The organism is Mesorhizobium sp. M1365, from assembly GCF_040317865.1.
GTDB lineage: Bacteria > Pseudomonadota > Alphaproteobacteria > Rhizobiales > Rhizobiaceae > Mesorhizobium.
Genome location: NZ_JAMYLG010000011.1, coordinates 62,096 through 84,445 on the forward strand (window position 1 = coordinate 62,096; position 22,350 = coordinate 84,445).

General features: G+C 63.6%; 22 protein-coding genes and 1 pseudogene. 15 read left to right on the top strand and 8 right to left on the bottom strand.

Annotated elements, in window-relative coordinates:
- Positions 1-90: 90 nt before the first annotated feature.
- The 3 genes from NKH04_RS15190 to msrA all read left to right on the top strand — a co-directional run bounded on the left by NKH04_RS15190 (position 91) and on the right by msrA (position 2,006).
- Positions 91-807, top strand: a complete 717-nt coding sequence (locus tag NKH04_RS15190) for a DUF1223 domain-containing protein (RefSeq protein WP_502898622.1) — start codon at positions 91-93, stop codon at positions 805-807.
- Between the two features lie 78 nt (positions 808-885).
- Complete coding sequence (locus NKH04_RS15195) at positions 886-1,200, top strand: hypothetical protein (protein WP_352771423.1); 315 nt, start codon at positions 886-888, stop codon at positions 1,198-1,200.
- Between the two features lie 77 nt (positions 1,201-1,277).
- Complete coding sequence (gene msrA, locus NKH04_RS15200; RefSeq protein ID WP_352771421.1) at positions 1,278-2,006, top strand: peptide-methionine (S)-S-oxide reductase MsrA; 729 nt, start codon at positions 1,278-1,280, stop codon at positions 2,004-2,006.
- 195 nt (positions 2,007-2,201) lie between these two features.
- Here msrA and NKH04_RS15205 read toward each other — a convergent pair whose 3' ends face one another.
- The 3 genes from NKH04_RS15205 to NKH04_RS15215 all read right to left on the bottom strand — a co-directional run bounded on the left by NKH04_RS15205 (position 2,202) and on the right by NKH04_RS15215 (position 7,213).
- The gene (locus NKH04_RS15205) at positions 2,202-4,736 is read right to left on the bottom strand and encodes a mechanosensitive ion channel family protein (protein WP_352771419.1); all 2,535 of its coding nucleotides are present in this window, start codon (positions 4,734-4,736) and stop codon (positions 2,202-2,204) included.
- Positions 4,737-4,838: 102 nt separating this feature from the next.
- Positions 4,839-5,843, bottom strand: a complete 1,005-nt coding sequence (locus tag NKH04_RS15210) for a cytochrome d ubiquinol oxidase subunit II (protein WP_352771417.1) — start codon at positions 5,841-5,843, stop codon at positions 4,839-4,841.
- Entirely contained in the window at positions 5,840-7,213 is a 1,374-nt protein-coding gene (locus NKH04_RS15215; RefSeq protein ID WP_352771415.1) for a cytochrome ubiquinol oxidase subunit I, read from the bottom strand. Before NKH04_RS15215 ends, NKH04_RS15210 begins: the two co-directional genes overlap by 4 nt.
- 262 nt (positions 7,214-7,475) lie before the next feature.
- On the opposite strand from NKH04_RS15215, the gene NKH04_RS15220 reads away from it, so the two are divergent.
- The 4 genes from NKH04_RS15220 to NKH04_RS15235 all read left to right on the top strand — a co-directional run bounded on the left by NKH04_RS15220 (position 7,476) and on the right by NKH04_RS15235 (position 10,514).
- The gene (locus tag NKH04_RS15220; protein WP_352539812.1) at positions 7,476-8,402 is read left to right on the top strand and encodes an ABC transporter ATP-binding protein; all 927 of its coding nucleotides are present in this window, start codon (positions 7,476-7,478) and stop codon (positions 8,400-8,402) included.
- A 14-nt stretch (positions 8,403-8,416) separates the two neighbouring features.
- Positions 8,417-9,178, top strand: a complete 762-nt coding sequence (locus tag NKH04_RS15225) for an ABC transporter permease (RefSeq protein WP_352451914.1) — start codon at positions 8,417-8,419, stop codon at positions 9,176-9,178.
- 167 nt (positions 9,179-9,345) lie between these two features.
- Entirely contained in the window at positions 9,346-9,837 is a 492-nt protein-coding gene (locus tag NKH04_RS15230) for a MarR family winged helix-turn-helix transcriptional regulator (protein ID WP_352539811.1), read from the top strand.
- Positions 9,834-10,514: a GNAT family N-acetyltransferase gene (locus NKH04_RS15235; protein ID WP_352771412.1), complete on the top strand. Its 681-nt coding sequence runs from the start codon at positions 9,834-9,836 to the stop codon at positions 10,512-10,514. Before NKH04_RS15230 ends, NKH04_RS15235 begins: the two co-directional genes overlap by 4 nt.
- A gap of 100 nt (positions 10,515-10,614) precedes the next feature.
- Here NKH04_RS15235 and NKH04_RS15240 read toward each other — a convergent pair whose 3' ends face one another.
- A complete protein-coding gene (locus NKH04_RS15240; RefSeq protein WP_352979533.1) occupies positions 10,615-12,606 on the bottom strand; it encodes a PhoX family protein in 1,992 nt (663 codons plus the stop codon).
- A gap of 200 nt (positions 12,607-12,806) precedes the next feature.
- Between NKH04_RS15240 and NKH04_RS15245 the strand changes: the two genes are divergently transcribed.
- The 3 genes and pseudogenes from NKH04_RS15245 to NKH04_RS15255 form a co-directional block, all read left to right on the top strand.
- Positions 12,807-13,145, top strand: coding sequence for a hypothetical protein (locus NKH04_RS15245; protein ID WP_023679017.1), 339 nt, complete (start codon positions 12,807-12,809; stop codon positions 13,143-13,145).
- A 14-nt stretch (positions 13,146-13,159) separates the two neighbouring features.
- Positions 13,160-13,861: a phosphatase PAP2 family protein gene (locus tag NKH04_RS15250; protein ID WP_352451848.1), complete on the top strand. Its 702-nt coding sequence runs from the start codon at positions 13,160-13,162 to the stop codon at positions 13,859-13,861.
- Positions 13,862-14,120: 259 nt separating this feature from the next.
- Positions 14,121-14,345 (top strand): annotated as a pseudogene (locus NKH04_RS15255) (sodium-independent anion transporter); the annotation flags it as partial.
- A 36-nt stretch (positions 14,346-14,381) separates the two neighbouring features.
- Here NKH04_RS15255 and NKH04_RS15260 read toward each other — a convergent pair.
- A complete protein-coding gene (locus tag NKH04_RS15260) occupies positions 14,382-15,242 on the bottom strand; it encodes an SMP-30/gluconolactonase/LRE family protein (RefSeq protein ID WP_352451849.1) in 861 nt (286 codons plus the stop codon).
- Positions 15,243-15,357: 115 nt separating this feature from the next.
- On the opposite strand from NKH04_RS15260, the gene NKH04_RS15265 reads away from it, so the two are divergent.
- Positions 15,358-16,161, top strand: coding sequence for a helix-turn-helix domain-containing protein (locus tag NKH04_RS15265; protein WP_352451850.1), 804 nt, complete (start codon positions 15,358-15,360; stop codon positions 16,159-16,161).
- Positions 16,162-16,259: 98 nt separating this feature from the next.
- Here NKH04_RS15265 and NKH04_RS15270 read toward each other — a convergent pair whose 3' ends face one another.
- Genes NKH04_RS15270 through NKH04_RS15280 form a run of 3 tightly spaced genes read right to left on the bottom strand, consistent with a single transcriptional unit; the run spans position 16,260 to position 18,510 of the window.
- Positions 16,260-17,057, bottom strand: coding sequence for a C40 family peptidase (locus tag NKH04_RS15270; protein WP_352771408.1), 798 nt, complete (start codon positions 17,055-17,057; stop codon positions 16,260-16,262).
- A gap of 41 nt (positions 17,058-17,098) precedes the next feature.
- On the bottom strand, positions 17,099-18,040 hold the full coding sequence (locus NKH04_RS15275; RefSeq protein ID WP_352771407.1) for a CHAD domain-containing protein: 942 nt from the start codon (positions 18,038-18,040) through the stop codon (positions 17,099-17,101).
- The gene (locus NKH04_RS15280) at positions 18,037-18,510 is read right to left on the bottom strand and encodes a CYTH domain-containing protein (RefSeq protein ID WP_352614767.1); all 474 of its coding nucleotides are present in this window, start codon (positions 18,508-18,510) and stop codon (positions 18,037-18,039) included. Before NKH04_RS15280 ends, NKH04_RS15275 begins: the two co-directional genes overlap by 4 nt.
- Positions 18,511-18,599: 89 nt before the next feature.
- Here NKH04_RS15280 and NKH04_RS15285 point away from each other — a divergent pair, with 89 nt between their 5' ends.
- The 4 genes from NKH04_RS15285 to NKH04_RS15300 are packed head-to-tail and all read left to right on the top strand — an operon-like array spanning position 18,600 to position 22,328.
- A complete protein-coding gene (locus NKH04_RS15285; RefSeq protein WP_352473604.1) occupies positions 18,600-19,316 on the top strand; it encodes a CerR family C-terminal domain-containing protein in 717 nt (238 codons plus the stop codon).
- Complete coding sequence (locus NKH04_RS15290) at positions 19,313-20,266, top strand: HlyD family secretion protein (RefSeq protein ID WP_352473602.1); 954 nt, start codon at positions 19,313-19,315, stop codon at positions 20,264-20,266. The genes NKH04_RS15285 and NKH04_RS15290 overlap by 4 nt, the downstream gene beginning before the upstream one ends.
- Positions 20,263-21,183: an ABC transporter ATP-binding protein gene (locus NKH04_RS15295; protein ID WP_352614765.1), complete on the top strand. Its 921-nt coding sequence runs from the start codon at positions 20,263-20,265 to the stop codon at positions 21,181-21,183. Before NKH04_RS15290 ends, NKH04_RS15295 begins: the two co-directional genes overlap by 4 nt.
- A gap of 8 nt (positions 21,184-21,191) precedes the next feature.
- Positions 21,192-22,328, top strand: coding sequence for an ABC transporter permease (locus NKH04_RS15300; protein WP_353044514.1), 1,137 nt, complete (start codon positions 21,192-21,194; stop codon positions 22,326-22,328).
- The last annotated feature ends 22 nt before the right edge of the window (positions 22,329-22,350 follow it).

Below are 22,350 nucleotides of genomic sequence, written 5' to 3' on the forward strand. Positions count from 1 at the left end.
GCGAACGATCACGAAGCGGTGATGCTGTAACGAAGCGTGCGTCGGCGGCGAAGTGTGGACATGACACGATGTCTGCGCAGGAGAAATGCGATGCCCGGATCGACAGCGAAACGCAGCACAGCCCTGATGGGGCTCGCCGCGGCACTGTTTTCCGCGACTGTGCTGTCGGCAACCAGCGCGGCCGCCGGCGAGACGCTGACCGTCGTCGAGCTGTTCACCAGCCAGGGCTGCTCGTCCTGTCCGCCGGCCAACGCCAATCTGATCAAGGTCAAGGACCGGCCCGGCGTGCTGGCGCTGTCCTTCAACGTCACCTACTGGGACTATCTCGGCTGGAAGGACACATTCGGCAAAGAAGAATTCACGCAGCGCCAGGTCCGCTATGAACCGTCGCTCGGCCGTTCCGGCCCGTTCACGCCGCAAGTGGTGGTCAATGGCAGGGCCGATGCCGTCGGCGCCAGGCCGGGCGAGATCGAGCAGCTGATTTCGAGCGGCGGCCACGGTGACGGACCTTCGCTGTCGCTCGCCGGCGGAAAGGTCAGCATCGGCGCCGGTCCGGTGCCCGGCGGCAAGGCCGACGTCTGGCTGGTGCGTTACGGCAAGGGCATCGTCGACGTGCCGGTGGCGCGCGGCGAAAACACCGGCCGCACGCTGCCGCACGCCAACGTCGTGCATTCGCTGACCAGGCTGGGCAGTTGGACCGGCGACGCCACCGCACTGCCGCTGCCGGCGGCGACGGGCGGCCTCAGCACAGCGGTGCTGGTGCAGGTGCCGGGCGGCGGGCCGATCCTTGCTGCCGCTACGAACTAGAAACCCTGCCGAAATTTTCACAACGCGCAGCGGCGCCGCCGCATGCCGTCAACCCCTGCCAAACCCTAGGAGATCATCATGACCAATCGTTTGACCAATCGCCCGACCCTGCCGGCACTCGCCTTCGCACTTTGCTCGACGGCGCTGTTTGCGGGAGGCGCTGCACGGGCCGAAGATGCGATGAAGCCGGCGATGGCGACAAACGCCATGAAGCCGGCAACGGATGCCATGAAGCCGGCCGGCGCCATGGCCGCTGACGCGATGGCCACGACCGCGATGAGGGCGGGCGATCCGATGAAGGCCGACTGCATGAACAAGGCCGCCGCCGAGACGGACGCCATGAAGAAAGCCGAAGCGACCAAGGCCTGCGATGCCATGGCTCCGGCCAAATAGGCGATGCGCACAGCAATGTGAGAGCCCGGCGGACCTATCCGTCGTATAATCCAAACCAGCATCATGGGAGATCAGACATGACCGGAGTCGTGAAACGATCGTCGATTTTCGCAAAAGCAGCACTTGCCACGCTCATCGTCACGGCCGCCGCGGCCGTATTCTGGCAGACGCCGGCAGTTTCGGCCGAAGACGCGGTGGTGATCCCGCCGCCGGCAATGGACGAGAAGGCCACCGCCGGCACCGAAAAGGCGGTCTTCGCCGGCGGCTGCTTCTGGGGTGTGCAAGGCGTGTACCAGCACGTCAAGGGCGTTACCAGCGCCGTTTCCGGCTATGCCGGCGGCGACAAGGACACGGCCGTCTATGAAATGGTCGGCACCAGCCGGACGGGCCATGCCGAATCCGTCGAGATCACCTACGAGCCGTCCAAGGTGACCTACGGCCAGCTGCTGCAGGTGTATTTCTCGGTGGCGCACAACCCGACGCAATTGAACTACCAGGGTCCGGACAGCGGCACCCAGTACCGTTCGACGATCTTTGCCGAAAACGACACGCAGAAAAAGATCGCCGAAAGCTACATCGCCCAGCTCGACAAGGCCAAGGTGTTTCCCAAGCCGATCGTGACGACGCTGGAGACCGGCAAGACCTTCTATCCGGCCGAGGACTATCACCAGGACTTTCTGACGCTCAACCCGACCTACCCCTATATCGTCTACAACGATTTGCCCAAGGTCGAGAACCTGAAGCGGCTGTTCCCCAACCTCTACCGCGAAAAGCCGGTGCTGGTGCTGGCCGCCAACAAGAGCTGAGCTTTTGGGGCCTGCTGATCTCCCCCCTTGAGGGGGAGATGGCCGGCAGGCCAGAGGGGGTCGGTTCGGTTGGCGCGACGCGGTCCGGCATATCGAGGAAGACGAAGTTGGCACTCCACGCGCGGCGACCCCCTCTGTCGCTTTCAGCGACATCTCCCCCTCAAGGGGGGAGATCAGCAGTTTCCGCGCTTCGCACTAGTTCCCCTTTTTCCAAGGCAGGCTCCAGCGCACCTTCTCCAGCGTCGCCTTTGCCTCGGTCGAGTCCGGATCGGGCTCTGTCTCGCGATAATGCGCCGAGCCCTCAGGCGGGTAGGCAAGTGTGTTGTTGAGGGCGAATTTGTCGATCTGGCTGAAGTCGGGGAAAGGCAGGTTTTCCGTCTCGCGCCAATCGCTGACCCTTTTCTCCGCGGCGATGCGTTTTTCGTCGTCGACCGGAAGGTCGGTGGCTCTGTATTCCAGTGACGAAGGGAAGGCGAACTGCGCGCCGGCATCATCCATGATGTTGATCATGGACAGCAGGATGTCCTCGCGGATGGCTTGGAACTCGGCCACGTCGGCGGTTTTGACGTAGGTGAACACGTCGATGTCGAGCGAATAGGCGCCGAAGCCGGCAAAGCGCACGCGGCACGGCTCATCGATGACGCGCGGATGGGCAATCAGCAGCTTGCGCAGCTCGGCCAGGACGTAACGTAGCTGATCGGGCGTCGTTTCGTAGCGCAGCTGCAGCGTCGTCGCGAACCGGGTGCGATCGCGATGCGCGTAGTTCTCGATCTGCATGCCGGCGAAATCCGAGTTCGGCACCGAGATGATCGTGCGGTCGAGCGACCGGATGCGGGTGGAGCGCATGCCGATATGCTCGATCGTCCCGGACTGGTCGCCAAACTTGCAGAAGTCGCCGACGCTGACCGGCCGATCGGCATAGAGCGTCAGGCCGGAGAGGAAGTTCTGCAGCGTCGGCTGCGCGGCCAGCGCCACCGCCAAACCGCCGATGCCGAGACCGGCAATGACGCCTTCGTAGGGGATGGCGAGCACTTCGGCCAGCAGCAGGAAGGCGACGACCAGCACGGCGACGCGCGCCACGCCGGTGGACAGCGAAATCAGCGTGTCGTGATAGCCGGGCACCTGCCACAATCCACGGTAATGGTCGGCGACCTTGCCGATCAGGTGCCAGACCACCGGCACGGCGCCAATCACGACCAGGCTCCAGGCGATTGCCTTGACCGGGGCGGCGACCACTTGCGGCAGACCGAGCGGGCGCAGCGTCAACAGCAGGAAGAAGCCAAGCACGATCGAGCGCACCGCCCATTCGACGATGCGGAAGAAGGCAGGGCTGTCCGTCCTTCGCACAAACAAGGAAATCAGCGCATTGGCGATGAAACCGAAGACGATGCCGGCCAGTGCGGCAAGGCCGAGCATCGACCATTGCCAGCGCTCCATCGGGCCGGCGCGGGTGAGCAGGCCGGGGCTGATCTCGCGGGCGAGGCCACGGGCGATGAAGAACGGGTCGGTGCTGGCGAAGGCGGCGAATTCCGGCGCCACCGGCACGTCTTCGACATCGGCGTAGAGCGCGCGGATGTGGGCGAGCGTCTCGGGCGTGAACTGCCAGATCTTGCCCTTCTCAGTCTCGACCGGGCCGATGACGATGTTGCCGGCGGGATGCTCGAAATAGACGAAGGGGGTGTTGCTCTTCGGATCGTCGGGGATCTCCTGCCAATAGACGTAGCCGATGCGGTCGATGACCTTTTTGAGATAGCGCTCAAGCAGGAACGCCTCGTCGCCACGCACCGCCTGACTGTAGTTGCGCAGGTCGAGCGCCGCCTGGGCCGGGTCGCCGGCTTCGGTGAGGCCGCTCAACAGTACCTTGAACGTGTCGCGCGGCGAGGCGAGCCTGCTCGGATCGTCGACCATGTCGACGGCTTCGCCACGCGCTTCCTGGAATTCGGCGAGCTTGGCCTGGAGCTGGCCAAGTGGCGGCCCGACGATGAACCAGTCGCCATTCTTGCGGCGAAAAGTGACGTCGAAGGAGATCCTGGTGCCGTATTGCGGCAGCGTCGACGTCACCTCGTCGCCGGAAATCGCATCATGCGGCAGGCTCCACAGACGGAACGTCGCGTTGTCGATGACGGTGAACAGAAGCTTGGTGTAATCGGGCATGTTGAGGCCGCCGCGGTCGGCCTCGGTGACGTCGACGAGACCCGCTGCCAGACCGGCAAGACCCATGCCGCCGCCGGTGGCGCGCGGCACATTGTCGGCGCCGCTCTCGTTCATCGTCTGCAGGAACGAGCGCATGGTGCTCATCGGGCTCGACTGGTCGACACGGACGTCCTCGACGGCGCTGACGCGCACACCTGTCCACCATTCGGCGGTGGCGGCATCGAAGCGGCCCATGAAGCTGCCGCCGTCAGGCGATTGGACGAAGGTGAAGGCGCCCTGGCGGTCGCCTTCGAACCAGTGGCCGACAAGCTTGTCGCCTTCGGCCTTGGCCTCGATACGGCCGTTATAAAGCGGGTACACGCCGTTTACGTCAGTGCCGGTCTGCTCGAACTTGATCTGGGCGCCGCCGCCGCGCCACTTCGTGTCCCACACGCCCGTCCAGTTGGCCGCGTCCTGGGCATGCGCCTGCGGCATGGCCGGCAGCAGGCCGGCAAGCGCGAGTGCGCCGATCAGCGCGACCGTCCGGATCAGCAAAAGCAGCAGCCGATCCAGTCCTGCCGCAAAAAAGGGGTTCATTCTGTTGCCCTTCTTCTTGCCGGCGATTCTGCTGGTCCGGCCAGAGAAGGTTATTCCGCTTGAAGATGAATATTCTGTTTCAGGCTGCGACGGCGATGCCGGTCAGTCATAGGTCAGATCCGTCGCCTTGCCGGCGAACACCCGGTAGGCAAAGAACGAATAGAAGATGATGATCGGCAGCACGACGACCGTCCCGACCAGGATGACGGCCAGGCTTTCGGGTGCCGAAGCAGCCTGCCAGATGGTCAGCCGGTCGGGCACCACGAAGGGGTAGAACGACCAGGCGAGGCCGGCAAAGCCGAGCGTGAAGATCGCGGCCAATGTCAGGAACGGGAGCAGCGCGTGGCGGTCGCCGGGTTTCGGCAGATGGAAGGTCTGGCGCCACAGCCACAGGAACAGCACTGCCGACAGGATCGGCAGCGGCGACAAATAGAGCATGGCCGGCCAGACGAACCATTTGTCGAAGATGCGCGCGCTGGCAAAGGGCGTGGCCAGCGATACCGCGACCATGCCGAGCGCGGTCAGCACCAGCGCCGTCCGCAGCCACAGCACCGCCTTCTTCTGCAGATCGCCTTCGGTCTTATAGATGACCCAGGCCGCTCCCATCGCCGCGTAGGCCGCGGCAAGGCAGAGCGCCACCAGCGCGCCGAAAGCGACGCCGCCGGGGCCGACGTCGAGGCCGAGCACATAGACGCCGAGCATATAACCTTGCGCCAGCGACGCGATGACCGAGCCGAGGAAAAAGATGCGGTTCCAGCGGTGCTTCCTGCCGGCCGGCACCTTGGCGCGGAAATCAAATGCGACGCCGCGCAGGATCAAACCCACCAGCAGCACGAAGACCGGAATGTAGAGCGCCGTCAGAATGGTGCCGTGCGCCAATGGGAAGGCGACCAGCAGCAGGCCGACCGCCAGCACCAGCCAGGTCTCGTTGGCGTCCCAGAACGGGCCGATGGCGGCGATCATCGTATCCTGCTCGGTGTCTTCGGCTGCGGCGAACAGGATGCCGATGCCGAGATCGAAGCCGTCGAGGATGACGTAGATCAGGATAGCGAGGCCCATCAGGCCGGCGAAGATCAGAGGCAGCAGGGTCGGCCAGTCGAAGCTCATGATGTTTCTCCCGGTTGCGCAACCGGCTGCGACAGCGGCCTGTTCATGACGCCCGGCAGCGGCGAGGTGTCACCATCCTTCGCCGCCTTCAATGCCAGATGCACCAACACGCCGAGATAGGCGATCAAGAGCAGCACATAGAGGATGAGATAGACCGCGAGCGACAGCGCGACATGGCTGCCGGCGACCGGCCCGACAGCATCGGCGGTACGCAGCACGCCGGTGACCAGCCAGGGCTGGCGGCCGATCTCGGTGGTGTACCAGCCGGCCAGCGTCGCCAGCCAGCCGGACAGCGCCATCGGCACCATGACAAGCGCCAGCGGCTTGGGCAGGCCGTGGCGGCGCTTGAGGAAGAAGGCCGCCGACCAGGAGACGGCGAGCATCAGGAGGCCGGTGCCGACCATGATGCGAAAGCCCCAGAACACCGGAAATACCGGCGGATGGTTGCCGGCATAATCGTTCAGCCCCGGTACGATGCCGCCGGCGCTGTGCCTGAGGATGAGGCTGGCGCCGTCGGGAATGGTGAGCTCGAACCTGTTCTCGCTCGCCGCTTCATCGGGAAACGCAAACAGCACCAGCGGCACGTTGGGACCGGTGTTCCAGTTGGCTTCCATGGCGGCGATCTTCTGCGGCTGGTGTTCCAGCGTGTTGAGGCCGTGCTGGTCGCCGGCAAAGATCTGGATGGGAATCAGGATAGCGGCGGTGAAGACGCCGGTGCGCAAGGCCTTCCACATCGATTCCGAGCGATCGCCGTAGAGATAGCGCAGCGCCGACAGGCCGGCGATCAGGAACGAGACGGTCAGCCCCGAAGCAAGCAGCATATGGACGAGCCGGTAGGGCATGGACGGATTGAAGACAACGGCCCACCAGTCGGTGGCATGCGCAACACCATCGCGCATCTCGAAACCGGCCGGTGTCTGCATCCACGAATTGAGCGCGATGATCCAGAAGGCGGACAAGGTGGTGCCGCCGGCCACCAGCACCGTCGCCAGTGTATGGACACGGTTCGAGACGCGGCGGAAGCCGAACAGCATGATGCCGAGGAACGCCGCCTCGAGGAAGAAGGCGGTCAGGATTTCGTAGGCCAGCAGCGGGCCGGCAATGTTGCCGACCGTCTCCATATAGCCCGGCCAGTTGGTGCCGAACTGAAAACTCATGGTGACGCCGGAAACTACGCCCATGGCGAAGGACAGCGCGAATACCTTAACCCAGGTGAAATAAGCGCGCATCCAGGCGGAATCGTTTGTCGCGTTGTAGCGGAGCTTGAAGAACAGCAGCACCCAGCCGAGCGCGATGGTGATCGCCGGGAACAGGATGTGGAACGAGATGTTCGCGCCGAACTGTATGCGCGACAGGATGAGCGGGTCCATGGCGGCTCCGGCTGCTGCTTGTTTGTTGAAGGATAGGCTTGATGCACCGGACGGTCAAAGCGGCGTCCCGCCGCGAGGCGGAACGCCGCAGTGCGGTTAATCTGCTGTTGCGTGGAATTTGGCTGGACGACCGGGCAGGTGTTGCCTATTCCGGCGAACCTCGATGTCCAGAACTGTCAGAAGCGCCATTGACATCCGGATTTGCGAACCGACATTCAGCGGATTAAACCAACAACTCTGTTTCAAGCAGTCGTTTTCAGCCATGCAGCCGATCATCTCGATTTCCGGGGTCTCCAAGACCTACGCCACCGGCTTCAAGGCGCTGAAGGAGATCAATCTCGACATCGTGCGCGGCGAGATCTTTGCGCTGCTCGGGCCGAATGGCGCCGGCAAGACAACGCTGATCTCGATCGTCTGCGGCATCGTCAACCGCTCGTCGGGTTCCGTCACCGTCGACGGCCATGACATCAACCGCGACTACCGCGCCGCGCGCAGTCTGATCGGGCTGGTGCCGCAGGAACTGACCATCGACGCCTTCGAGAGCGTCTGGGCGACGGTTAACTACAGCCGCGGCCTGTTCGGCAAGCCGGCGGACAAGGCGTTCGTCGAAAAAGTGCTGCGCGACCTGTCGCTCTGGGACAAGAAGGACGCCAAGGCGATCACGCTGTCCGGCGGCATGAAGCGCCGGCTGATGATTGCCAAGGCGCTGTCGCACGAGCCGCGCATCCTGTTCCTCGACGAACCGACGGCAGGCGTCGATGTCGAGCTGCGCCAGGACATGTGGGCGATGGTGCGCCGGCTGCGCGAAGACGGCGTCACCATCATCCTGACCACGCATTACATCGAAGAAGCCGAGGCGATGGCCGACCGCGTCGGCGTCATCAACCGCGGCGAGATCGTGCTGGTGGAGGACAAGGCCGAGCTGATGCGCAAGCTTGGCCGCAAACGGCTTGTGCTGGAACTGCGCAGTCCCCTGGCCACCGTTCCCGATGCTTTTTCGCACTACGCGCTGGAGCTTTCGCCGGATGGCGGACAGCTGACCTATACTTATGACAACCAGAGCGAACGGCCGGGCGTCGCCTCGCTGATCCGCGAGCTCGAGGCGGCCGGCATCCAGTTCCGCGACATCGATACCGAAAACAGCTCGCTCGAGGAGATCTTCGTCAATCTGGTGAGGAAACCGGCATGAACCTGCGCGCGGCCATGAATCTTCATGCGGTATGGGCGATCTATCGGGTGGAGATGGCGCGCGCCCTTCGCACTGTGCTGCAGAGCATCGTTTCGCCGGTGATTTCGACGTCGCTCTATTTCGTCGTCTTCGGTTCGGCCATCGGCTCGCGCATCACCGAGATCGACGGCATCAGCTACGGCGCCTTCATCGTACCGGGGCTGATCATGCTGTCGCTGCTGACGCAATCGATCTCCAACGCCTCTTTCGCCATCTATTTTCCGAAATTCGTCGGCTCGATCTACGAATTGCTGTCCGCGCCGGTGTCCTATCTGGAGATCGTCATCGCCTATGTCGGGGGCGCGGCGACAAAGTCGATCGTGCTTGGCCTGATCATCCTGGCGACGGCCTCGCTGTTCGTGCCGCTGACGATCGAGCATCCGTTCTGGATGCTCGCCTTCCTGGTGCTGACGGCGGTGACCTTCAGCCTGTTCGGCTTTATCATCGGCATCTGGGCGAAGAGCTTCGAGCAGCTGCAGCTGGTGCCGCTGCTGATCATCACGCCGCTGACCTTCCTCGGCGGCAGCTTCTATTCGATCAACATGCTGCCCGGCATCTGGCGCACGGTGACGCTGTTCAACCCGGTGGTCTACCTGGTCAGTGGGTTCCGCTGGAGCTTCTACGGCAAGTCCGACGTTTCGGTCGGCGTCAGCCTCGGCATGACGGTGGTCTTCCTGCTCATCTGCATAGCGATCGTCGCCTGGATCTTCAGGACCGGCTACCGGCTGCGCAACTGATCGAACGGGCCTCGTCCAGGCGAAGCAGCCTTATCGATCGACCTTTCCTTGCCGAAGGCGACATAGGCCTGCGCCCGATGCCTGGAACCCGCGCTTGAATGCCTCGATCTTGCTTTTCATGCATTGTTATATATCATGTTATCGATGTTCATGGGATGCATTGACCTATGGAAGACGTCATACGATCGCTTGGCTTCCTGTGCCTGGGCAGCAGGCTGAAGCGTATAGGCGAGCAACTGCAAGCGGAGGCGCAGCGCCTGCTCGACAGGCTGGATGTCCCGGTTCAGGCGAGCCAATACCCGCTGCTGGCCGCGCTCGACAGGCTGGGTCCGCTGTCGGTCGGGGAACTGGCGCAATCCCTTGGCATCGCGCAGCCAGGCGTAACGCGAAGCGTCTCGCTTCTGGCCGAATTGGGACTGCTCGAAGTCAGTCCGTCGACCGATGACCAGCGGCGCAGGATCGTCTCGCTTACTCGGGACGGGCGGCGGCTGGTCGATGTCGCAAAGCGCGACGTCTGGCCTTGCATCGAGAACGTGGTCGCGGATTTGTGCGCAGGTTTTTCGGGGCCGCTTCTTGAGCAGCTGGCTGCCATCGAGGACGGCCTCGCCGCTGCCCCTCTCGACCGTCGTGTAAATAAGCCTGAGGGTGCCGCGCAATGAGACATTTGCTCGACCGCCCTATCTGGAGCGCGCTTCAGACGCGACATCGGGCCTTCGCGGAGGGTGACAACCTCGCCATGCGATATCGGCCGTCGATCGTCCCTTTCGCCGCCACTGGCGCGGACGACCCGGAAAGCCTGCTGGCGCTCGAAAAGCTTGTCTCCCCGGGCGAGAGTGTGATCCTGCTTCAAGCGGACGCGATTGCTCTGCCCACGGGGCTTTCCGCGACTTCGACCGCAGCCGGGGTTCAGATGATCGCCGAGCAGTCATTGCAGATCGTCTCCGACCCGCGCGTGCATCGTCTGACCCGAGACGATGCTGCTGAGATGCTCGCCCTGGCATTGCTCACCAAGCCTGGCCCATTCACGCTCGAAGCCTTGAGCCTGGGCGATTTTTGGGGTGTGAAGATCGAGGGCAGGCTTGCGGCAATGGCCGGCGAGCGCATGAAGCAACCTGGCTATACTGAACTCAGCGGGGTGTGCTCACATCCGGAATTTCGCGGCGGTGGTCTAGGAAAGCTGCTGTCCCTATTCGTGGCAAACCGGATAGTGGCGCGCGGCGAAGTTCCCTATCTCCACGCCTATGCCAGCAACGCCGCGGCCATAGCGTTATACGAGTCCATCGGCTTCAGGTTGCGAAGCACAATGAATGTGGCCGTGGTTCAGCGCAGCGAATGATTAGTCGGCGCATGATGCGCAGCATGGATGCATCCCGTATCGGAAGGAAGGATTTCGTACCGCCGAAATCCTTCCTTGAGACTGCAAGACCTGCTGCGTGTCAGACCGCGATCTTGCCGCCGCCTTGCCTGGTGATGGCAACGACCGCCGGGCGCACCGGCATGTCCGGCTTGAAGTCGGGCCAGCGCGTCGACAAATCCTCATAGTAGGACGGACGGCCGAAAGCCTCCCAGTCCTCGCCGCCGTCGCCCGGATGCTGGACCGCAACGAAGGCGGTCTGGTCGTCCGGCGCAAACAGGGGACCGCACATTTCGGCGCCGATCGGCACGCGGAAGAACAGCTTTGATGTCGCCCGTGCCGTCCCCTCCGTATCGACAGCCCACAGACCGTCGGTGCGGCCGGTGGCTTTCGGGCCTTGGCCGTCGGTGGCGACCCAGAGGCGGCCAGCCGAATCTACCGTGCAATTGTCCGGCATGCCGAACCAGCCATTGGCGGTGGTTGCGGTCGAGAAGGTGGCGCCGACGTCGGCCACAGCGGGATCGCCGCATTTCAGCAGGATTTCCCACCTGCCCTTTGTCGCGGTGAAATCACCGCCGTCCTCGACGATCTCGATGATGTGGCCAAAGGCATTTTCGGCACGCGGGTTGGCAGCGTCGACCTGGTCGGCCTTGCGCTTCGAATTGTTGGTCAGCATGACATAGACCTTGCCGTTGACGGCATTGGGCTGGATGTCTTCCGGGCGGTCCATCTTGGTGGCGCCGAGCAGGTCGGCGGCGCGGCGCGTCTCGATCAGCACGTCGGCCTGGCTGGCAAAGCCGTTCTCCGCCGTCAGCGGCCCTTGGCCGAAGACGATCGGCAGCCATTCGACCGAACCGTCGTCGGCAAACTTGGCGACATGCAAGGTGCCGTCGTCGAGCAAATCCATGTTGGCGGCGCGGTTGTCCGGATCGAACTTGCCTGTGGTGACGAACTTATAGACATAGTCGAAGCGCTCGTCGTCGCCGAGATAGAAGACGACATGGCCATCCTGGGCGACGATCGATTCGGCGCCCTCATGCTTGAAGCGGCCCATGGCGGTGCGCTTCCTCGGCACCGAAGTCGGATCCTGGACGTCGACCTCGACGATCCAGCCGAAGCGGTTCGGCTCGTTAGGCTCCTTGCCGATGTCGAAACGGTCGTAATGCGCTGCCCACTCATAGGCATCTTCGGGAATGCCGAGGCGCTTGTAATTGGCCGCCTCCTTATGCCCCTGCGGCAGCTCGCCCGAGAAATAGCCGTGGATGTTCTCCTCGGCCATGACATAGGTGCCCCACGGCGTGACGCCGCCGGCGCAATTGTTGATGGTGCCGATGACCTTCGTGCCGGTCGGATCGGCGCTGGTCTTGACGCGGTCGTGGCCGGCGACCGGGCCGGAGAGCGCGATCTCGGTGTTGGAGGTGATGCGGCGGTTGAGCTTGCCGTCGCGAACGACCTGCCATTTGCCTGATACCTTGCGTATCTCGACGATAGTGCCGCCATGCGCGGCCATCTCGACATCGACTTGCTCCTTGCTGAGGGGCGCCTGCTTGGCTTTGCCATCGACGATGGTGACGAGGCCCGGAAACATCAGGTGCGGATTGGTGTATTCGTGATTGACGACCAGCAGGCCGTGCTCGGCCGAGCCGTCGATCGGGATATAACCGACATAGTCGTTGTTGTAGCCGAATTGTCTGGCCTGGGCTTCCGCCGACTGTTTTGTCGGATCGAATCCCGGCGAATCGGCGAACAGCGGATCGCCCCAGCGCAGCAGCACGTCGGCGTCATAGCCAGGTGCGACGTGATGCTTGTCGTCGATGCCGGCCTCGAGCTCGTCGAAAGCGAAGGCGGAGCCTTCGGCGGCGCGGGCATTGTCGGCGGTGATCAGCGCCAGCGGGCTGACGGTAGCGGCTATGGCCGAGACGGCAAGCGAACCCTTGAGGAAGCCGCGGCGTGAGAACCGCGCGGCGATGATCTCACCCATGGTGCGGTTGTCGGTGGGATTGGCTCCTGGCCCATCGTTTTCCTCGAGCAGGCTGGTGCGGAAATGGGCGTCAGGGGTGCGATGTTCGGTCATAGGGCCTGCCTCTGGCTGGATGGATTGCTGGAGCTTGTTGCCTGGCCAATCCGGTATTACCGGCAGGTCACAGTTTGATGACATGCCGGCTAATTGCCACCTGCGATTTCGTATCCAACATCGGCCCCGCTTGACCGCGACCGGCGCTTCGGAAACAAGAGCTGCGGCAGGCGGTAGGGACCGCATCGGGAGGAACAAAAGTGAGTTTCTGGGGACTTGGGCAGCTCTGCGTTTCGACGGTGATCTTCCTGCTGGCGGCGATGGCCGCAAAACAGTGGGGGCTGGCGCCGAGCCTCGGCAAGATTGTGCTGACGTTGGCGCTCTATTCGCTGGGCAATCTGATCATGCTGAGGCTGATCCGTGAATTCGGCATGTCGGTGTCGTTCAGCCTGTCGGCGGTGATCCAGCTGGTGTCGGTGAATGTGGTGGCGCTGGTCTTCTTCGGCGAGCGCGTCAATGCCTTGCAGGCAACCGGCATCGTGCTTGCCATCGCAGCTGTGGCGCTGATCACGCTCGGGCCCTATCTGCAAAGGCTGTAACTGCGATCGGGCCGATGAAGAAGATTGCAAGCAGACTGCCCAACTGGCTGGAGTTCCCGGTTCTGCTGGCCGGGCTGGTCATTGCCGGCGGGCTGTGGGGGTTCGAGGAGCTGATGGAGCTGGCGCGGGCGACCACGCCGCATGCCTTCGACACCGAAATCCTGCTTGCCTTCCGCAAGGCCGGCCAGCCCGACAATCCGATCGGACCGGCGTGGCTGGAAGGGGCGATGCGCGACATCACCAGCCTCGGCAGCGCCAGCGTACTGCTGCTGATCACGGCAGCAATGATCGTCTATCTGCTTCTTATCCGCAGGCCAGGCGCGGCGCTTCTCATGTTCGTCGCGGTAGCGGGCGGCCAGCTCCTGTCAAGCGTGCTGAAATTCGATATCGACCGGCCGCGCCCCGATCTGGTCTCGCATCTCGCCGATGTGGCATCGCTTTCGTTTCCGAGCGGCCACGCCATGCTGTCGGCGGTGACGTATTTGACGCTGGGCAGCATGGCGGCGCGGGTTTTGCCCGGGCGCACAACGAAGATCTATGTACTCGGGCTGGCGGTGCTGACGACAGTGGTGGTCGGCATCAGCCGCATCTATCTCGGCGTCCACTGGCCGTCCGACGTATTGGCCGGCTGGTGCGCCGGCTTTGCCTGGGCGATGCTGTGCTGGCTTGCGGCACGGTTCCTGCAGCGATGGCTTGGGCGGGCCGACGGCACCTGACTCAAATCAGCCTGTTGATCAGGCCATGACCGCAGCCTGCCAGCAGGAAAACCATCGACAGCAAGGCTGTCGAGGTTGCCAACGCTTTGAATATCTTCACCCGCTCATCCTTTTGAAGTCGTGCCTGTGAAATCGGGATCGCAGTGGATGTCCCGCCAAACGATGCCGAGGTTTGTAGCATCACAGTGCATCGGCTGGCAAAGAGTGCTGCATGTTTGGAGGCAGACCATCAATCCTTGGTGCAGGAAGACGTCGCCGACCGCGCCAGCGCAGGAACTTCATCCTCGACTGTTCGGCGATGCCGTTCTTCGATTCAACGGCGGCCAATGTCATCGAGGGTGCGGCCCACAAGGCGAGCCGCGCCGGCGTTCGCTTCATTATATCAGGCGCTTCGCCGCAGATACGCCGCATGCTGATCAACCACGGCGTCAAGCGGCCGCTGGTGACTTATACCGCCTCGATCACGGATCGCGGGCGCAGCTGAAGAAAGCCGCGCCCGCCGCCTGAGCCGATGGCTGGCTTAGTCGAGGCCCAATGCCGCGATCTCGCCGTCGTTCATCAGCGGCACGAAGATTGTCGACTTGCCGTCGGTGCCGATGTCGGCGCTGCCCGGCTTGAACGTCGCAACCGCTTGCGGCGTGCCGCCGGCTTTGTAGCGGTAGAGCGTGCCGGTCATATACGCGGTGGCGTAGATGCTGCCGCCGATGGCAACGACGCCATCGAGGTTGGCAAATTTTTCCGCGCCGGGCAGTGGCGAAACGGCCTTGGTAGCAAGATCGACCGAGAGCAGGCCGCCCGGCTCCGCGGTGCTGAAGTCGGGCTTGATGCCCTTGCCCCAGGAAGCGACGATCAGCCGGCCGCCATCGGCGAAGATGCCATTCGGCGAAGCAAGCGCCGCATCCCTGACGAACAGTTCGGGCCGGTCGCCGTCGATGCGATAGATCGTATCGGCAAGCATATCCGTGACATAGATCTTGCCGGACGCGTCGGCGGTCACGTCGTTGAGGAAGACCGCGTTCGGCACGTCGATCGTCGATGTTAGCTTGCCGCTTGCGAGATCGACGACGCGCACATGGGTGAGGTCGGCGACGTAGAGTTTGCCGCCGACAATCGCCATGCCCTTGGGCGCGTCCATGCCGTCGGTCCAGTGTTGCGTGACTAGCTTGCCGTCCATCGACAGGATCGACAGATAGCCGTTGCCGTCGGCTTCGCCGGGATTGCCGACGATGTTCGAGACGACAACGCGCTGGCCGGCGGCGTCGAACAGCGCCGATTCAGGCTGCTCGAGGCCGCCGGTGCGCCAGAGTTCAGCGGCCTGAACTGCCGGCGCGGCCGCGATGCCGACCAGGGCGAGAAGTATCGAGGTGAAGAGGCTCTTCATGGCTAGTCTCCTGTAATGGACTGGCGGAGAGCTAGGCCTTTCGATACTTTTCGGGAAGAGCTATCAGGACTAGTACCGAAGGCTGATACCAAATCGTGCAAAAGAGGTGCATCCCATGAACGGCCTGATCTTCGAAGCGCTGAAGCGGACGCTTAAGGCAAAGGGCATCACCTATCGCGTCCTTGCCGAGCGGATGGGTGTTTCCGAGCCGACGGTGAAGCGCATCTTCCACGAGCGCAACTGCAAGCTCGACCGGCTGATGGAGATCTGCACTGCCGCCGGCGTAGAGTTGGAGAACGTGCTCGGCTCTATGAACAGAGGACCAGGACCCGCCAACCAAATCGCGCCGGAGATCGAGCGCAAGCTCGCCGGGCGGCCGGCACTGCTGTTCGTCTTTGTCATGCTTTCCGAGAAATTCACGCCCGAAGGCATCATGCGCTCACAAGGGCTGAGCGAGGCTTCGATGTTCCTCTATCTGCGCGAGCTCGAGGAACTCGGCCTGGTCGCGCTCGGTCGCGGCCTGTCGGCAAGGCTGCTGATCGAGGCGCCGATCCAGTGGAATTTCGAGGGGCCATTGCGGCCGCTGTTCGAGACGACCAACAAGAATTTCATCGGCTGGGCCATCACCCATCTTGAGCGCGAGTCGACGTTCGTCAGCTTCTCCAGGCGGATGCGGCCGGAAACGGCGGAAATGGTCAGGCGCGAGGCGGAGGAATTGGCGGAGCGCGCCAAATTGCTTGCTCATCACGACCAGCACACGACGCCTGAAGACCGACTGGTCGGCTACAAATGGACGTTTGCGTTCGGCGCAACGCCGTTCCCGGTGATCATGCCGATCGGGCCGCATCCGCGCGACGCAGGCGCACGGACCGACGATCGAGTTGCGGCTGCCGCAAACGGACGACGTCTGCCGGCCTAGGTCAAAATGCAGAACGACCGAGTCCGGGCTGTTGGCGGCAGCCAGTCTGACTGAGCTTCTTACCCCTGAGTATCGGCCGCAAACACAAGATCGAGCCGCTATTCGGCGGTCTTGTTCGCCACCTTGTCATCCCAGACCATCTGCCGGTAGTCGAAGCCGTATTCCAGCGTCGGCTTGACAATACGGAAATAGGGCGACAGGTCGAAATCGCGCGGCGTGTAGAGCGAGTGATGGCGGATGTGCAGGATTTCCCTGCGCGAATAGCTCGACTGGGCCGAGGCACGGCCAGGCGCCCGGGTAATCTCCGGCAGGATCGGGTAGCGGATCAGGCCATACGCCTCGGCGATCAGCGACGAGCAGATGGCGCGCGTCGGGTCGCCGGAACCGAAAGCCAGCATGCGGCGGCGCCAGCGCACCGGCACCGGCGGCGTCGGCAAGAAGTAGCGCAGCATGTCGAATATGTTCTTGAGATCGTATCTGAGACCGAGCCTGCCGATCATGAACGCGACGACCGCTTCGCGGTCATCTGGAGCCAGGCCACTCGCACGGCAGATGCGGGTGTTGTAGCTGCGATAGCGCGACAGCGGCACGGCGATGCAGCCATCGCCGAGCGTGACCTCGATCAGGCGCCGCCGCTCCGATCCGTCCTCCGGCTCCGGTAATGCATCGCCGACATAGAAGGCGGCATGCGACCAGGTCGACTGGGTGAGGTATTTGATCGCCGCCGAGATCTTCTGGTTGCCTTCGATGAGCAGGATGTCGCCGGGCTCGAGCGTGCGGCGCAACGTTTCGGCGTCCGACGGCGTGTAAGGCTCGTAGCCGGACGATTCCTCCTGCAGCCGGCCGGCAAGCCAGCGGCCAAGTCGGTCCAGAAGCGTGTCGCCGGGCTCGGTCATGCCAGACGGCGATTACCACAGGGCGGCAAGTTAGACCATGATCAGCCCACGCCAGGCGTGCCGGCGTCTTCGTGCGCAACTGTGAGATCTTCGCGCGCCTTACGGGCGAACTTCCTCGTCGAGCGCTTCGGGCTGTCGCCGAAAAGCTCGGCCGCCTCGGCGAGACAGGTCTTTTTCAGGCTCTTTTCCGAACGCTTCAGCAGCTTGGCAAGCAACCGCGTCTCTTCAGCAGGACCGAGTGGCTGGTCCTCGGCATCGAGAAGCGCGCGCATGACGAACACATCGTGCAGCTCGCCGAGCCGCTCGCCCAATTCGTCGACGGCCCTGCGCCGCGTTTTGATCGGCGTCGGCCACAGCCGGCCGAGCAGCGACAGGTGCATGCCATGCGTCTTGGCCGCCTTGCGCAGGTCGTGAAAGTCATCGGCTTCGCCGCGCGAAGCCGCCCTGTCCAGCGCTTTCCTGGCACGGCGCAAAGTGGTGCGCGCGCCTTCGGCGAGCACGTCGGCAGCCTGCTCCGGCTTGTCGGGCAGAGCGAGCTTGTCGATCCGGGCGACACCTTCCTCGCAAGCGGAAATCGCCGCGCCTATCGCAGCATCGAGGCCTGCTCCGCCATGCAGTTCATGCTGGCGCGCGACGAGCCTGTCACGCACCGCACCGAGGCCATCGCCGGCACTTTGCTCGGGAAAGCTTGCCGCCAGCCGGTCGATTGTTTCGACCAGCGCGGTCGCCTCGCGCGGGCCGGCAAGCAGGGCCGCCACCTGGCGGTAGCACTGATTCTCCGTCACGCAGAATGTTTCGTCACCGGAACGGACAAGGCGCAGCAAGGCGCGGACGTTCTTCAGCCGTTTGCGGCATTTGTGCAGCCCCGGTTCGGGCCTGTCACGCGCCGCGTTCAGATGGTCGATCACCTTGCCGATCTCCTCGGCGAGGATGCGCCTGACCTCTCCGGTCAGCGACATGCGCGGATCGATACGAAAGCTCATGCGACGATCTCCGGAATCCCCCCAAGGGCGAGCGACGCGTTGTAAAATCTCGGCTCGCCGGTGACTTCACGGCCGAGCCAATCTGGCAGCATTTCGTCCTGTATATCATCCGGCGTCTCGAGCTCGGCGATCACCAACCCCGCAAGCGTCCCGCCGAAGACATCGACTTCGTAGCGATAGCCGCGATGTTTAACATGGTGGCGTGTCTTCTCGATGACATGTCCGATGGCAAAAGCCTGCATCTCTTGCGCCTCCGCCAAAGGTACCGGATATTCGAATTCATCGCGCTCGCGTGCCTGGCTGCCGAACTTGAGCGTCAGCTTGGCGGCCGCATCGTTGCTGATGCGAACACGAACCGTACGGCTGGGTTCGGCGACAAGATAGAATTGACGGATATGAATGTCCGCCTCGACCATTGCCCGCCATTCCTCACCTGAGACCAGGAATTTACGCTCGATTTCCTTGCCCATGGCCAGGCACTAAAGCGCGCACGGCCAGAGTTGGCAAGCCGCTTGACCGCACTTGACTTTAATCATTCGATTGATTAAATTGTTGGCCCATGATCAAATCGCCCAGCGCCAGCGGCCTTCCTCATGAGGCGCCCAAGACCGCCGCCGATATGACGCGGGCGGCACTTGTCCGCGCGGCGTTGAAACTGTTCGGACGGCAAGGTTTCGACGGCACCTCGACGCGCCAGATCGCGGCGGAGGCCAAGGCCAATATCGGCTCGATCGCCTATCATTTCGGCGGCAAGGAAGGGCTCCGCAACGCGGCGGCCGACTACATCGTCGACACCATCCAGACCGTTGCCGGCCAGGCGATCGGCAATCTGCAGGCGCCGGTCGCGGCATTGGCCGACACCGAGGCCGCGCGGGCACATTTAGCCGTCGCACTGGAGCGGATGGTCGCCTTCATCGCGGCAAGGCCGGAAGCCGGCGAGATTGTACAGTTCGTCCTGCGCGAGCTGTCGCATCCTACCGCGGCGCTCGACCGTATCTATGACGGCGTGTTCGAACCGGCGCATAACCGGCTCTGCCTGATCTGGGAACAGGCGACGGGCGAGCCGGCCGAGAGCGAGCGCACAAAACTCACCGTGTTCACGCTAATTGGCCAGGTCGTCTATTTCCGCATCGGCCGCGAGGCGGTTATGCGCCGCATGGGCTGGCGCGAGATCGGCAATGACGAGGCCGGAAAGATCGCGGCGGTGGTGACGGATAATCTCAGCGCGATTTTGGCTCGCCGCGATTTGGCTGCCCGAAAGGATCGTGGATCATGAGCCTGCTCTGTTCTTTGCCGCTTGCCGCCCAGCTTTTCAGCGCCTGCGCGCCGGCAGCACCGCTCGCCGTCGGCTACGTCGAGGGCGACTACGTCCTGCTCGCGCCGATCGAGGTGGCGCAGGTCGAGACGATTGCGGTCAAGCGCGGCGACCGCGTCGCGCCCGGCACGCCGGTGGTGACGCTGGAAAACGCCGACGCCAAGATCGCCATCGCACAAGCCGAGGCGGCCCTTGCGCAGGCCCAGGCGCAACTTGCCGACCTGCAGGTCGGCAAGCGGCCTGAAGAGATTGCGGTGCTCAAGGCGCAGCTCGACATGGCCAAGGCGCAAGCCGCCGACGCCAAACGCCGTTACATCCGCGCCAGCGATCTGTTCAAACGCGGCACCGGCACACAGGCCGACTACGACACGGCTTCCGCGACGCTGGAGACGGCCAACGCGCAGGTCGGCCAGGCGGAGGCCAATCTCGCCGTCGGCGGCCTGCCGGCACGGCCGGAGACGATCAAGGCCGCCGACAATCAGGTCAGGCAGGCGCAGTCGGCGCTGGAGCAAGCGCAATGGCGGCTGTCGAAGCGCGTGCTGACGGCGCCCTCGCCCGGCCGCGTCAACGATGTCATCCGCTATCCTGGCGACACGGCCGGGCCGACCGCGCCGGTCATCTCCATGCTGCCGGATGGCGCGGTGAAGCTCAGCGTCTATGTGCCGGAAAGCGCGTTCTCCTCGGTCGACGTCGGCACGCTGCTCAACGTCCGTTGCGACGGCTGCGGATCGGGCGTGAAGGCTCGCGTCAGCTACGTGTCGCCGGATCCGGAATTCACGCCGCCGGTGATCTACTCGCTCGAGACCCGGCAAAAGCTGGTCTATCTGGTCGAAGCGCGGCCTGAGGGCGACGCCAGCGCATTGCAGCCCGGGCAGATCGTCGACGTCGATCTGGCGGACATCGGAAAATGAACGTCATCGACGTGCACGGCCTGGTCAAGCGCTTCGGCGACAAGACCGTCGTCGATCATGTGACTATGGCTGTGGCCGAGGGCGAGATCGTCGGCTTCCTCGGACCGAACGGCTCGGGCAAGACGACGACCATCCGCATCATGTGCGGCTTGCTGACGCCGGATGAGGGCGAAGGCACCGTTCTGGGCTTCGACATCCGCACCGACAGCCTGCGGATCAAACGCGAAGTCGGCTACATGACGCAGAGATTCTCGTTCTACGAAGATCTCACGATCGGCGAGAATCTCGAATTCGTGGCACGGCTCTACCGGCTGAAGCCGCTCGACGAGCACGTTGCTAAGACGCTTGAGGAGCTCGGCCTGACATCGCGCAGGAACCAGTTGGCCGGCACCCTGTCCGGCGGCTGGAAGCAGCGGCTGGCGCTGGCCGCCTGCATCATGCACAAGCCGAAACTGCTGCTGCTCGATGAACCGACGGCGGGCGTCGACCCGAAAGCGCGACGCGAATTCTGGGACGAGATCCACCGGCTGGCGAGCGGCGGCCTGACCGTGCTGGTCTCTACCCACTACATGGACGAAGCCGAGCGCTGCCACCGCATCAGCTACATCTCCTACGGCAAGATGCTGGCCACCGGCACGGTCGAGGACGTGGTGAGGAATGCCGGGCTGACCACCTTCGTCCTGCAAGGGCCGCGGCTCGATCAGGTCGCTGCCGCACTTCATGGCCGCCCCGGCGTCGACCAGGTGGCGCCGTTCGGCGCGACGCTGCATGTCGTCGGCTCCGACAGGACGGCACTTCAGGCAGCCCTCGCCGATGTCGAGAAGGAAAACAAGGGCGTCACGGTATCGCCCGGCGAGACCAGCCTGGAAGATGTGTTCATCCAGTTCATGTCCGGTTCGAAGGACAACATGGGATGAAAAATGGGATAGACAGCATCTTTTCGTTCGCCAGGCTAGGCGCGCTGCTGATCAAGGAGTTCATCCAGATGCGGCGCGACCGCATCACCTTCGCCATGATGCTCGGCGTACCGCTGATGCAGCTGGTCCTGTTCGGCTATGCCATCAACAACGATCCGAAGAGCCTGCCGGCAGCGCTGGTGACGATGAGCAGCGATCCTTACACGCGGGCCATGGTTTCGGCGCTGCAGACCACCGGCTATTACCGCTTCGACCATGTTGCGCAAAGTGCCGCCGAAGCCGAATTCCTGATGGCGCGCGGCGACGTCGCCTTCGTCGTCACCATTCCCGCCGATTTTGCCCGACGGGTCGAGCGCGGCGACAGCCCGCAGATCCTGATCGAGGCGGATGCGACCGACCCGGCCGTCGCCAGCGGCGCCATCTCGACGCTCGGCACCGTCGCCAATCAGGCGCTGCTCAGGGCACGCGGTATGCAGGAGACGGCGGCCGAAGCTGCCCGGGGCCAGCTCCAGGTGGTGGTGCACCGGCGCTACAATCCGGAAGCCGTCTCACAATACAACATCGTGCCCGGCCTGCTCGGCGTCATCCTGCAGATGACGATGGTGATGATGACCTCGATCGCGCTGACGCGCGAGACCGAGCGCGGCACGATGGAGAACCTTCTGGCGATGCCGTCCAGCCCGCTCGAGATAATGCTGGGCAAGGTGCTGCCCTATCTGGCGGTCGGCGCCGTGCAGGTGCTGGTGGTGCTGGCAGCCTCGAAGCTTCTGTTTGCCATCCCCTTCACCGGGTCGATGTCGCTGCTGTTGACGGCGGTCCTTATCTTCGTCTTGGCGCTGGTGCTGCTCGGCTACACGATCTCGACGATCGCCCGCACGCAAATGCAGGCCCTGCAGCTCACTTTCTTCTTCTTCTTGCCGTCGATCATGCTGTCCGGCTTCATGTTTCCCTATCGCGGCATGCCGGACTGGGCGCAGATTTTCGGCGAGGTGCTGCCGCTGACGCATTTCCTGCGCATCATCCGCGCGGTGATGCTGAAGGGCGCCGAGCTGCCGGCGCTGGCAACGGAAATCGGCTGGCTGGTGGTGTTCGTGGCGCTGTTCGCCGGTATTGCGCTGGTGCGGTTCCGCCGGACGCTGGATTAGGGTCGAACTCGATCCGCTTGTG